We start from the raw sequence: 11,711 nt of genomic DNA on the forward strand, positions 1-11,711 counted from the left end.
TACATGGCTACCCTGCTCCCCGGCCGGTGCCGACCACCGGCCGTACCGGGCCCGTCCGGCCCATCCGTAACGGGCTCGTCCGTACCGGGCTCGTCGAGCCCGGCCGCACCGGAACCAGAGGAGTGTCCATGCCCCGCTCTTCCCGCTCCGCCCGCCCCACCGGTCCCACCAGACCGGGAGCCCGCCGCCGGCTCCCCGTACTGGCCGCACTCGCCGCCGCGACCGCCCTGGTCGCCGGCGCCACCGCGCCCGCGTACGCGGCCGACCCAGCCCCTCTCGCCCCCGCCCCCACCACCGAGCACCGCCCGGCCTTCCACCCCGACCGCGACTTCGCCGGCTCCACCGTCGCCGCCCACGAGGGCCGCACCCCCGGCTCGCCCCCCGCCCTGCTCGACGCCGCCCAGACCCCCGGCCTGGATGTCGCCAGCTACCAGGGCAACGTCGACTGGACCACCGCCGCGGCCAACGGCGCCCAGTTCGCCTACGTCAAGGCCACCGAGGGCACCAGCTACACCAACCCGTACTTCGCCCAGCAGTACAACGGCTCCTACAACGCCGGACTGATCCGCGGCGCCTACCACTTCGCACTGCCGGACCACTCCTCCGGCACCGCCCAGGCCAACTGGTTCGTCGACCACGGCGGCGGCTGGTCCGCCGACGGCGCCACCCTGCCGCCCGCCCTGGACATCGAGTACAACCCGTACGGCGCCAGCTGCTACGGCCTCAGCCAGAGCGCCATGGTCGGCTGGATCCGCGACTTCAGCAACACCGTCCTCAACCGCACCGGCCGCTACCCGACGATCTACACCACGACCAACTGGTGGTCGGGCTGCACCGGGAACTACGGCGGCTTCGGCGCCACCAACCCCCTCTGGATCGCCCGTTACTCGTCCACCGCCGGCACCCTGCCCAACGGCTGGGGCTACCAGACCTTCTGGCAGTACTCCGACTCCGGCACCTTCCCCGGTGACCAGGACCTGTTCAACGGCGCCGCCGACCGGCTGAGCGCCCTCGCGCTGGGCTGACGCGGAAAGAGCGGCTCCCCGTGGGTACGGGGAGCCGCTCGGCGCGCGGAACCGCTCGACGCACGGAACCACTCAGCGCGGGTCGGTCAACTCCGGTGCGAACACCGTGCCCAGCGGCTCCGGCCCCACGTACTGCTGGCAGTTGCACTGCCCGGGCTCGAAGCGCACCGGGCGGCGGTCGGCGTCCCAGGCGGTGGGCGTCTCGACCACCTCGTGGCAGCGGCCCTGCCGGTCGTGCTTGGCCAGGTGGTGGGTGCAGCCGCAGACCGGCTCGGGCGGCCGGTGGGCCTCCTCCAGGACGAGGCGCTGCCGGTGCTGGGCGTCGAGCAGTTCGAGCTTGCGCTCATGCCGGTCCTTGATGTCCCGGCGCACCCGGTTGGCGATGTTCCCGCCCCCGTAGAGGACAGCCGGTACCAGCCACCACAGGTTCCACAACGAGTCCATCGACGCCCCCCAGCCCTGCCGTTCTTCTGGTGCAGATCATACGACCGACCAGCGCGTACGGCTCCCGCGCGGGATCGCCCCCGCCCAGGGGTGGTGAACTGCCGGCGGTTGAGTGTTGTTGAGTGATCTTTGCTGTTCATGGCCGCTTCCGGCAACTCGTCGACGGCATGCCCACCGGCAGACTTCGTGCCAGGCTCGCCGCCATGACCGCCGAAGCCGGAATCGGTGTGATCGCGGTCGATCCCGCCTACACCAGCATGTGGGGCGCGCAGCACTGGCAGGCCCCGCTCTCCACACCCCGACGCCCCGCCGGCCGCCACCAGGCTGCCGCCGTGGCGATCGGCAGACGCGCCCTCGGCCACCGGATCAGGCGACGGACGGCACCCGTGCACACCAGAGCGATGTGCACGGGCATCGGACCGCCCAGGCCCGACCCGGCGACCAGGGGCGTGAGGGAAACCGCCCCGCGCACCCGGACCACGGACACGATCCGTGCGCGCCGAACGCGGCAGGAACGCGGTCGACCAGCCCATCCACAACCGTTCGGGATGGGCGCAGTGCCGGATTGACCTCGATGGTCACTTCTGATCACTGTCCAGGAACGGTCAGCGGATGACCGGCAGCACCGGCTCCGAACTGCGGCCCGCCGCCGCCTCGATGAAGGCCATCGGGTCGGCGACCTCGGCCAGCAGCGCACGGGTGAAGTGCAGCGCTCCCTCGGCCGGCGCCGGCCCGCCGACCGCCGCGATCAGGTCGAGCAGGTGGACGGTCGCCTCCATCAGCGCCACCTCGCCGAGCGCCCCCACCGTCACGGGGCCGAGCAGCGGGTGCGCCACCACCGTGTCGGGCGTGAGGTCCGCGATCCCGGCCAGGGCGGCCGGCCCCTCGGTGCCGAACCGGGCGATCAGCGTGGCCGGTTCGGTCACCTTGGCGGCCTCCTTGGCCAGATCGGCGACCTGCCCGGCGGCGGTGTGGGCGAGCCCGCCCGGCTGGTTGAACGTCCGCAGCATGTCCGCCCCGCGGGTCAGCCCGGCCGGGGCGTCGACCACGATGGCGCGCAGCCCGGCGAACTGCTCGGGCACCGGCGCCACATGCGCGTACAGGTCCCGTACGGTCCACTCGGTCAGCCGGGTGGGCCGGTCCCAGTCCGCCGCGCTCAGGGCCGCACCGCGTTCCGCCCAGGACGACCACGCCTCGACCAACAGCTCGTTGACGCGGGTGTTCTGACTGCTCATCGGTACCTCCTCGAACCAATGTTCACCGGAGTGCCCCACAGTACCCGCCGTCACGGGCAAAACCCCTTGCACCCCCTACCGCACCGCCGTCACCGCCCTGCCCGGCCGCGGCTCCTCCGTCTTGACCGCGCCGACCCCGCCCGGCCCGGTGCGCGCCTTCCCGGCCCTGCTCGGGATCACCCTGCCCAACCCGCTCGCCGTGCCATCCTTCGCCGCCCTGGTCGGCGGGCTCGCCCTCCGGCTGCTGCTCGGCTGATCGCCCCCGACCGCCGCACCCCGGACCACCACACCCCCCAGCCCCACCGCACCCCAGCACCACCGCACCCCAGCACCACCGCAGCCTGACACCACCGCATTCCGGCATCGACTACGCTCCGTCACCGATCATGGTGCAACCAAGGCCTGTTTCCGACCTATTCGTCCCTTGTATCCTGGTTCTGTATCCGCTGCGTCACCTGCCGCCTGTCCGGCCGGGGCACGGCCGACGGTGCCGACTCGGAGGAGTGCGGACATGGTTGAGCGGGACGGGCCCGAGAAGCGGGGTCGCCTGAGTCGTCCACTGGTGCTGGCCGCCGCCGTCGCCCTGGTGGACCGCGAAGGCCTCGCCGCGCTCACCATGCGCAGACTGGCGGCGGAGCTGGGCGTCGAGTCGATGGCGCTGTACCGCTACACCCCCGGCAAGGAAGCCCTGCTGGACGGCCTGACCGAGGCCTACTTCACCGAGATCAACGCCCGGCTGCGCACCAGCCCCGGTCGCGGCCCGGACGAGCCCCAGTGGCGGATGGAGCTGCGGCGGATCGCCCAGGCCTTCGCCGCCGTGGCGCACGCCCACCCCGAGATCCTGCCGCTGGTCGCGACCCGCCCGCTGGCCGTCCCGGTGTCCCGCCGGCCCGCGCCGGCCCTCGATCTGACCGAGCACATCCTGTCGGTGCTCGGCCGGGCCGGCTTCGACGACGCCACCGCCCTGACCGTCTACCGCACCTTCGTGGCCTGGAACCTCGGCTGCCTGCTGGTGGACAAGCGCCAGGTGGTCGACAACCCCGAAGAGCCGGACCCGGTGCTGCGGCTGGGCCTGCACCGGCTGCCCGCCGCCGACTACCCGCGGTTGCGGGCGCTGGTCCCCCGCTTCGCCGACTTCGACGACCGCGCCGAAATGCTGGCCGGCCTGGACAGCCTGCTGGACGGGATGCCGGAGCCACCCCTTGACGGGTTCTACGACGGCGGCGGATCCTGAGGATACGAGGTACACGTCGGACATATCCGTACTCATCACCCGAGGTCGTCATGTCCGCCGTCCCATCCGCATCATCCACCCCTCCCCGGCCCGACATCCTCCGGCTCCGCGTCACCGCCAAGGACGCGGAGACCCTGCTCGCGCTGCTGCGCGACACCCGCCCCGACACCGGGGGACACCCCCAGCCGGAGCCGGACGGCCGGATCGGCATCGACGTCTACGCCCCGGACGCCCAGGTCGCCGCCCTCGAACGCGAGGGCGTCACGGTCACCCGGCTCGGGAACGCCAGCGAGGACGGGCGGGCCGCCCAGGCCGAGGTCGGCGCCGGCGACCGGTTCGCCGCCGCCGACGCCGTCCCGCACGGCCTGGCCGCCAAGCTCACCGGCTGACCGGGGAGGGCCCGTCATGTCGTACCTGAACATCACCGAGGTCGAATCCGCCGTGACCAGCCTGGCCGGCGCCTACCCCGGCCTCACCGAGCTCATCACCCTGCCCGAGCCCTCGATCGAGGGCCGCACCGCCCACGCCCTGCGGATCGGCGCACCCACCGCCACCGGCCCCAAGAGCTGCGTGATGATGATCGGCGGCGTGCACGCCCGCGAGTGGGGCAGCTGCGAGATCCTCGTCCACCTCGCCGCCGACCTGCTGGAGGCCTACCAGTCCGGCACCGGCCTCGGCTACGGCGGCACCGCCTTCACCGCCGACCAGGTGCGCGGACTGCTCCAGCGGCTGGACTTCGTGCTCTTCCCGCTGGTCAACCCGGACGGCCGGCTGCACAGCCAGACCGTCGACCCGATGTGGCGCAAGAACCGCAACCCGGCCAACTCCGGCGGCAGCGCGAACCCGGACTGTATCGGCATCGATCTCAACCGCAACTACGACTTCCTGTTCGACTTCACCACCGCCTTCGCCCCGACCGCCACCCCCCAGGTCTCCACCAACCCGTGCGACCAGCAGGTCTACGAGGGCCCGAGCGCCTTCTCCGAGCCCGAGACCCGCAACGTCCGCTGGCTGCTGGACCGGTACCCGCGGACCGGCTGGCTCGTCGACGTGCACAGCTACTCCCAGGACATGCTCTACAACTGGGGCGACGACGAGAACCAGTCCGACGACCCGGGCATGAACTTCCGCAACGCCCGGTACGACGGCAAACGCGGCCTGCCCGGCGACACCGCGTACGCCGAGTACATCCCCAAGGACGACGCCGACAGCGCCCTCGAACTCGCCACCGCCTTCTGCCAGGGCGTCCAGGGCGTGCGCGGCACGGCGTACAAGCCGCTGACCGGGTTCCACCTCTACCCGACCAGCGGGACCAGCGACGACTACGTCTACTCCCGCCACTTCACCGACCCCGACCAGGGCAAGGTGCTCGGCTTCACCGTCGAGTGGGGCGTGAAGTCCTTCCACCCGCCGTGGGCGGAGATGGAGAAGATCGTCCTCGACGTGGACGCCGGGCTCGTCCAGTTCTGCCTGGCCACCGCCTGAACACCCCCGAACCACAGTGCCCGACAGCGGGGCGCCCGCCACGACCGATCGTGGCGGGCGCCTCGACGCCGGCGCTCAGCGACACCGGCGCTCAGGCGGCCCGGTGGAAGAAGAACGGGTCGAGGGACGGCAGCACCCGGGTGACACCGTCGAGGGCGAACAGCTGGTGGGTGGTGAAGTTGGCGTTGCGCTGGTACGTCACGCCGACCGGGAAGTTGGCGCTGTCCGGGGTGTTGTTGCCCACGAAGACCCCGTAGAAGTCCTTCCCGATCGTGAGCATCCGGATGTAGTCGCCCAGGTACGGCAGGTGGCCCGGCGGAGCCTTCGGCACGTTGCCGGGGGCCTGGTGCAGGACGTGGCTCTCCATGGTCGTGAAGCCGTCCGAGGTCAGCTCCAGGGCCGTCGTCCACTGGTTCTTGGCGAGCTGCTGGTAGACCAGTCCGACCAGCCCGTCGGAGTTGACCGCCAGCGAGGGGTTCTTGGCGTTGATGAGGTCCTGACGGGCCGCGGCCCACGTCCTCCCTCCGTCGCCCGAGTGCCGGACGTGCAGCACGTAGTCGGTCGGAACGGTGCCGCCGAGGCCGTCGCACCAGGCGATCCAGACGCTGTCGGCGTCGTCGGGGTCGACCGCGATCGACAGGTCCGCGCCGGTCCGCTCCTGGCCCAGCGACGCCACCTGCACGTTGAACGGCACGGTCCGCCCGCTGACCACCGGCTGACCGATGTCGCCGGCCTGGTCCGTGAGGCCCTCGAACGGACCGAGCCCGCCCTTGTCGTCGCGGGTCACCACGACGTCGAAGGTGACGACCAGGGTGTTCTGGTCGAAGCCGGTCCAGTTCTCGAAGGCCGCGTAGACGACCTTGCCGCCGGGGTGGGCGGCGAGCCGGACCGGCGGCCCGTCCTGCGGTGCCGTGGCGGGACGCTGGTCGACCTGGACGTCGGCGAACCCGCCCGTACCCGTACGGGCGTCGGCCGAGACCGCCACCTCGGCGGTCCGGGGCGCGCTGCCGACGATGTTCTTGCCGACGTACACGACGTCCTGGCCCCCGCCGTTGGCTGCGGCGGCACCGGTGACCACCCACGGCTGGTCCGGCGTGTGCTGCGAGGGCACGGTCGCCAACACCGTCATCGGGGTGGTCGAGGCGATGTTCGGCGCCCGCAGGATCTGCAGGTCGTCGGTCCGGCCGTTGAGGATGCCGGTGTAGAGCGTGCCGCCCTGCGCGGCGAAGCCGACGCTGATGTCCCCGGTACCGGTGCCGGGGGAGTTGCCCGGGACGACGCTGTTCAGCACCCAGGTGTCCCCGCCGTCGGTCGAGACGTAGACCGGGGCGAGCGGCCCGCCCAGCGGGTCGGGAGTGAAGGCGGTCGCGACCATCTCCTTCGGGTTCTCCGGGTTGACGGCGAGGTTGGGCTCACCGTCCAGGTTCGCGTCGCCGCTCTGCGCCTTGGGGGTGATGTTGACGACCTTGATGGTGGGCATGTCGGCTCACCTCCGTTCCCGCAGCACGGCGAGGTTCTGCGCCGGCTGGTAGTCGTCGGGATCGCTCAGCTGGTACGGGGCCTGCGCCGCCAGGTCGGCCGGCGCGGCGTGCAGCAGCCACAGGCCCAGCTGCCCGGCCGTCGGCTTGGGGATGGCGCGCCAGCGGACGTCCCCGCTGCGCGGGTAGAGGAAGGTGGTCCGCCCGTCGACCGGGCCGGACTCGACGTGCGAGACCTCCAGCGTGGCGCGCCACCAGAGCGGGGCGTGCTCGGAGAACGCCGGCAGCCGGAGATCCTCCAGGGCGACCACGGTGCCGACCACCACGGCCTGCGCCGTCCGGGCATGGGCGGCGAGGTCCTCCTCCCGGTTCTCGCGCTGCACCGAGGAGAACGGCAGTTCGTCGGCGGTGGTGGCGGCCAGCGAGACATGGGGCTCGACCTCGGCGGCGGGCAGCCGACCGACCTCGGCGAGGCCCAGGCTCTCGCCGTAGACCATCCCCTGGGTGAAGAAGGCAGCCGTCTCGCCGACCTTCAGCAGATCCGCTTCGGGCGCCAGCTGAACGGTGACCTCACTGCCCGCGAGGTGCCGGAAGGCGGCCGGAGCGTGGAGCACCTCGTTCACCTTGACCACGGTGGTCCGCTCGTTCCGGGCCTCGGCCGGGAAGGCCGCGAGTGAGGTGCCGCCGACCCGGGTGACCGTGCCCAGGAAGCTCAACGGAGCTTGCCGGACGAGTCTCTTCAACTGCTCGGAGGCGGTGGGAGTCCTGTCTTCCATGACGGCTCTCCTCTCCGCTCACCGCGCGGCGCGGGCCGCGGCCGGGTGCGCCCGGCGCCACTCGATCCGCGCGCCGAGCAGACAGGCCGCCGTGACGGCGGCCGCCAGGGCGACCACCAGCCACTCGGCCGCGCCGCTGCCGGCGTCCGGATCGACGCCGAGGAGCGTCTCGATCCACTGCGGCCACACCAGGGTGAGCAGGAACAACAGCCCGGACAGCCCGCCGAGGGCCGTCTCCAGCCAGAAGCGGGGCCGGACCGGGCTGGAGCTCTGCTGGGGGATTCCTTGCCGGGGCTTTCCCTGCCGGGAAGGCATCGTTGCGCCTCCCCTCTCCCTCCGTCCGGGCCGCGCCCGACGCGCCACGCGCTCGACCGGTCCGCCGGTCGGCCCGGGTCGGGGGTCGGCTCCCGTCGGCGCCACCGGTCGGGGCGCGGTCGCCGCAGGAGGCACTGCTGGGGGTGCGCGGCGACGGAAACCGCGCCGGGGTCCGTTGACCGGGCCGGGAACGCGCCGACATCGGCGCTGTACGCCTACGAGGCACACGTACTTCGTATACGAGTCTGCCCGCACCCCCGGAGTTTGGTCAAGGGCGGCCGCAGGGGCCGGCGGTCAGAGCCGGGCGCCGAGCATCCGCAGCACCAACTCACCGTAGCGGCGGCCGAGTTCCTCCGGGGTCTCGGAGGAGCGCTCGGTGTACCAGCGGGAGACGTCGATGCCCAGCGAGGTGACCGCGCGGGCCGCCGTGCGCACCTCGGAGACCTCGAACTCCCCGGCCGCCGCGCCCGTCTCGATCAGCACGCTGACCTCGCGCTCGATGTCCAGGCGCAGCGCCGCGACCAGCGCGTAGTCGTCCTCGGGCAGGGCGTGCAGCTCGTAGTTGACCACCCGGCCGACGGTCCGGGCCCGGGCGTGCCAGGCGGTGAACTGCTCGACCAGCCGACGCATCCGCTCCGCCGGGCCGCCGTCCCCGGCCACCGCCTCCCGCACCAGGGCGAGGGTGGCGGCGTGCCCGGCCCGGCTGATCTCGGCGAGCAGGGCGGCCTTGGACTGGTAGTGGATGTACAGCGCGGCGGGGCTCATCCCCGCGGCGGTGGCGATGTCCCGGGTGGTGGTGGCGTGGAAGCCGCGCTCCGCGAACGACTCGACGGCCGCCTGGAGCAGCCGGTACGCCGCCTCGGGGCGGGTGTCGGCGCCGGGCAGGGTCGGCCAGAGGTCGGCGATGGGCGTGCTGGTCATGGCGTCATCCTCGCAGAGAACTCGTACAGGCTTTCCCGTCGGCCGTCCGGCGGGCCCGGGCGGACTGTTGACAGGCTCCCGCACCGACAGCATGCTGAGCAAGCGCTTAGTCAGCGCCCATGAAGCAGCGGCACGAAGCAGCGGCATGAGGCAGCGACGTGAAGCAGCAGCGCGAAGCAGCAGTGTGCAGCAGCAACGTAGAGCAGACCGGAAAGGCAGGACCCTCCGTGGTGCACTCCTTCAAGGGCCGGGTGGCCGTCGTGACCGGATCGAGCCGCGGCATCGGCCTCGGCATCGCCCGCGAACTGGTCGACCGCGGCGCCAGTGTCTGCCTCACCGCCCGCAACCCCGAGCCGCTGGCCGAGGCCGTCCGCGACCTGGGCGGCCCGGACAACGCGATCGCCGTCGCGGGCAAGGCCGACGACCCGGCCCACCAGGAGGAGGCGGTCACCCGCACCCTGGAGGCCTTCGGACGCCTCGACCACCTTGTCAACAACACCGGCATCAACCCGGTGTACGGCCCGGTCCTGGAGACCGACGAGGCCGCCGCCGCCAAGATCTTCGCCGTCAACGTGCTCGGCCCGCTGGCCTGGACCCGCCGGGCGCACGCCGCCTGGATGGGCGAGCACGGCGGCTCGATCGTCAACGTCGCCTCGATCGCCGGCATCCGCGCCTCGCTCGGGATCGGCATGTACGGCATCAGCAAGGCCGCGCTGATCCGGCTCACCACCGAGCTCGGCGCCGAGCTGGGCCCCCAGGGCATCCGGGTCAACGCCGTCGCCCCCGCCGTCGTGAAGACCAGGTTCGCCGAGGCGCTGTACGAGGGCCGGGAGGAGAAGGTCGCCAAGGCCTACCCGCTGGGCCGGCTCGGCGTCCCCGAGGACGTCGCGGGCGCGGTCGCCTTCCTGCTCTCCCCCGAGGCCGGCTGGATCACCGGCCAGACCCTGGTGGTGGACGGCGGGGTCACCCTCGGCGGTGGCATGTGACCACCGACCTGACCGGCCAGGGCGTGGTGGTCACCGGCGCCGGCCGGGGCATCGGCGCCGCGCTGGCCCGGGCCTTCGCCGCGGCCGGCGCCCGGGTGGTGGTCAACGACCTGGACGCCGAGGCCGCCCACACGGTCGCCCGGGACTGCGGCGGCACCGCCCTGCCCGGCGACGCCGCCTCCGCCACCGGCCTGGCCGCCCTGGTCGACCGGGCCCGCGCCGAACTCGGCGAGATCGACGTGTGGTGCGCCAACGCGGGTGTCGCCCCGGTCGGCGGCGCCGACGCACCGGCCGCGGCCTGGGCGGGCGCCTGGGAGGTCAACGTCATGGCCCACGTCCGGGCCGCCGAGCTGCTGCTCCCCCGCTGGCTGGAACGCGGCCGGGGCCGCTTCCTGGCCACCGTCTCCGCCGCCGGGCTGCTCACCATGCTCGGCTCGGCCCCGTACGCGGTCAGCAAGCACGGCGCGCTCGCCTTCGCCGAGTGGCTCTCCGCCACCTACCGCCACCGCGGCGTACGGGTGCACGCGCTCTGCCCCCAGGGAGTGCGCACCGACATGCTGGCCTCCACCGGCGCCGTCGGCGAGGCGCTGCTCGCGCCGACCGCGCTGGACCCGGAGGACGTCGCCGAGGCGACGCTGGACGCGCTGCGCGAGGAGCGCTTCCTGATCCTGCCGCACCCCGGGACCGCCGAGTACTACCGCGTCCGGGCCACCGAACCGGAGCGCTGGATCGCCGGGATGAACCGGCTCCAGCAGGACCTGGAGAAGGGCGGAGCACTGTGAGGGCCTGGCAGGTGCACGAACTGGGTGAGCCGGCCGCCGTGCTGCGGCTCGCCGACGACGTCGCCCGGCCGGTGCCGGGCCCGGGGCAGCTGCTGGTCCGGGTCCGGGCGGCGGCGGTGAACTTCCCGGACGCCCTGATGGTGCGCGGGCACTACCAGGTCCGCCCGCCGCTGCCGTTCACCCCGGGGGTGGAGCTGTGCGGCGAGGTCGCCGAGGGCCCCCGGCGGGGCGAGCGGCTGATCGGCAACCCGGTGCTGCCGCACGGCGCCTTCGCCGAGTACGCGCTGCTGGACGCCGCGGCCGCCTTCCCGGCGCCCGAGGCGCTGGACGACGCCGAGGCGGCGGCGCTGCACATCGGCTACCAGACCGCCTGGTTCGCCCTGCACCGCCGGGCCCGGCTGCGGGCCGGGGAGACCCTGCTGGTGCACGCGGCGGCCGGCGGGGTCGGCAGCGCAGCCGTCCAGCTCGGCCGGGCCGCTGGGGCCCGGGTGGTCGCCGTGGTCGGCGGGCCCGCGAAGGCCGAGGCGGCCCGGGCGCTCGGCGCCGACCTGGTGGTGGACCGGACCGGCCAGGACTTCGTCGCCGCCGTCAAGGAGTTCACCGGCGGGCGCGGCGCGGACGTGGTCTTCGACCCGGTCGGCGGCGACGCCTACACCGGCTCCACCAGGTGCGTGGCCTTCGAGGGCCGGATCGTGGTGGTCGGCTTCGCGGCCGGGCAGATCCCGGCACCGGCGCTCAACCACGCCCTGGTGAAGAACTACGCGATCCTCGGCCTGCACTGGGGCCTCTACAACACCCACGACCCGCAGGCCGTCCGCGCCGCCCATGACGAGCTGACGAAGCTCGCCGACCAGGGCGTCGTCCGGCCCCTGATCAGCGCCCGGGTGCCACTGGCCGAGGCCGCGACGGCCGTCCAGCTGGTCGCCGACGGGCGCAGCACCGGGCGGATCGCCGTCCTGGGCGGCTGAGGGCCGGGGAAGGGCCGGGGAGCCATGGGCGGCTGAGGACCGGGGAGTCCCGGCCCGGCGCA

The 11,711-nt window shown here is 73.3% G+C and carries 14 protein-coding genes and 1 pseudogene; 9 read left to right on the plus strand and 6 right to left on the minus strand.

What is annotated here, in order from left to right; genetic code table 11:
• Positions 1-128: 128 nt before the first annotated feature.
• On the plus strand, positions 129-1,025 hold the full coding sequence (locus ACZ3YL_RS22035; protein WP_465659237.1) for a lysozyme: 897 nt from the start codon (positions 129-131) through the stop codon (positions 1,023-1,025).
• Positions 1,026-1,097: 72 nt separating this feature from the next.
• On the opposite strand, the gene ACZ3YL_RS22040 is transcribed toward ACZ3YL_RS22035, so the two are convergent.
• A complete protein-coding gene (locus ACZ3YL_RS22040; RefSeq protein WP_188310026.1) occupies positions 1,098-1,469 on the minus strand; it encodes a hypothetical protein in 372 nt (123 codons plus the stop codon).
• Positions 1,470-1,612: 143 nt separating this feature from the next.
• Between ACZ3YL_RS22040 and ACZ3YL_RS22045 the strand changes: the two are divergent.
• Positions 1,613-2,085, plus strand: a pseudogene (locus ACZ3YL_RS22045) (hypothetical protein); the annotation flags it as partial.
• On the opposite strand, the gene ACZ3YL_RS22050 reads toward ACZ3YL_RS22045, so the two are convergent.
• Complete coding sequence (locus ACZ3YL_RS22050) at positions 2,075-2,704, minus strand: maleylpyruvate isomerase N-terminal domain-containing protein (RefSeq protein ID WP_465659238.1); 630 nt, start codon at positions 2,702-2,704, stop codon at positions 2,075-2,077. The pseudogene ACZ3YL_RS22045 and the gene ACZ3YL_RS22050 sit on opposite strands and share 11 nt — an antisense overlap.
• Positions 2,705-2,825: 121 nt before the next feature.
• On the opposite strand from ACZ3YL_RS22050, the gene ACZ3YL_RS22055 reads away from it, so the two are divergent.
• The 4 genes from ACZ3YL_RS22055 to ACZ3YL_RS22070 all read left to right on the plus strand — a co-directional run bounded on the left by ACZ3YL_RS22055 (position 2,826) and on the right by ACZ3YL_RS22070 (position 5,423).
• Entirely contained in the window at positions 2,826-2,960 is a 135-nt protein-coding gene (locus tag ACZ3YL_RS22055; RefSeq protein ID WP_465659240.1) for a hypothetical protein, read from the plus strand.
• A gap of 255 nt (positions 2,961-3,215) precedes the next feature.
• Positions 3,216-3,938 (plus strand): TetR/AcrR family transcriptional regulator, encoded by a 723-nt coding sequence (locus ACZ3YL_RS22060; protein WP_188310024.1) that lies wholly within the window; start codon positions 3,216-3,218, stop codon positions 3,936-3,938.
• A 50-nt stretch (positions 3,939-3,988) separates the two neighbouring features.
• Complete coding sequence (locus tag ACZ3YL_RS22065) at positions 3,989-4,327, plus strand: hypothetical protein (protein WP_465659242.1); 339 nt, start codon at positions 3,989-3,991, stop codon at positions 4,325-4,327.
• Positions 4,328-4,343: 16 nt separating this feature from the next.
• Positions 4,344-5,423: a M14 family metallopeptidase gene (locus tag ACZ3YL_RS22070; protein ID WP_188310022.1), complete on the plus strand. Its 1,080-nt coding sequence runs from the start codon at positions 4,344-4,346 to the stop codon at positions 5,421-5,423.
• Between the two features lie 91 nt (positions 5,424-5,514).
• Here the strand turns inward: ACZ3YL_RS22070 and ACZ3YL_RS22075 are convergent, their stop codons facing one another.
• From ACZ3YL_RS22075 to ACZ3YL_RS22090, 4 genes are all read right to left on the minus strand, one after another.
• Positions 5,515-6,903, minus strand: coding sequence for a hypothetical protein (locus tag ACZ3YL_RS22075; protein WP_188310021.1), 1,389 nt, complete (start codon positions 6,901-6,903; stop codon positions 5,515-5,517).
• A 6-nt stretch (positions 6,904-6,909) separates the two neighbouring features.
• Complete coding sequence (locus ACZ3YL_RS22080; RefSeq protein WP_188310020.1) at positions 6,910-7,677, minus strand: hypothetical protein; 768 nt, start codon at positions 7,675-7,677, stop codon at positions 6,910-6,912.
• A gap of 18 nt (positions 7,678-7,695) precedes the next feature.
• Positions 7,696-7,992, minus strand: coding sequence for an ABC transporter permease (locus ACZ3YL_RS22085; protein WP_188310019.1), 297 nt, complete (start codon positions 7,990-7,992; stop codon positions 7,696-7,698).
• 294 nt (positions 7,993-8,286) lie between these two features.
• Positions 8,287-8,913, minus strand: coding sequence for a TetR/AcrR family transcriptional regulator (locus tag ACZ3YL_RS22090; RefSeq protein ID WP_465659244.1), 627 nt, complete (start codon positions 8,911-8,913; stop codon positions 8,287-8,289).
• A gap of 227 nt (positions 8,914-9,140) precedes the next feature.
• On the opposite strand from ACZ3YL_RS22090, the gene ACZ3YL_RS22095 reads away from it, so the two are divergent.
• From ACZ3YL_RS22095 to ACZ3YL_RS22105, 3 genes are read left to right on the plus strand one after another with little or no spacing between them, the layout of a single operon-like run.
• Positions 9,141-9,899: an SDR family oxidoreductase gene (locus ACZ3YL_RS22095; protein WP_465659246.1), complete on the plus strand. Its 759-nt coding sequence runs from the start codon at positions 9,141-9,143 to the stop codon at positions 9,897-9,899.
• Positions 9,896-10,681, plus strand: coding sequence for an SDR family oxidoreductase (locus ACZ3YL_RS22100; RefSeq protein WP_465659248.1), 786 nt, complete (start codon positions 9,896-9,898; stop codon positions 10,679-10,681). The genes ACZ3YL_RS22095 and ACZ3YL_RS22100 overlap by 4 nt, the downstream gene beginning before the upstream one ends.
• The gene (locus tag ACZ3YL_RS22105) at positions 10,678-11,649 is read left to right on the plus strand and encodes an NADPH:quinone oxidoreductase family protein (RefSeq protein ID WP_188310016.1); all 972 of its coding nucleotides are present in this window, start codon (positions 10,678-10,680) and stop codon (positions 11,647-11,649) included. Before ACZ3YL_RS22100 ends, ACZ3YL_RS22105 begins: the two co-directional genes overlap by 4 nt.
• Positions 11,650-11,711 lie beyond the last annotated feature (62 nt).

The sequence above is a fragment of the Kitasatospora sp. NPDC023176 genome (assembly GCF_055560495.1).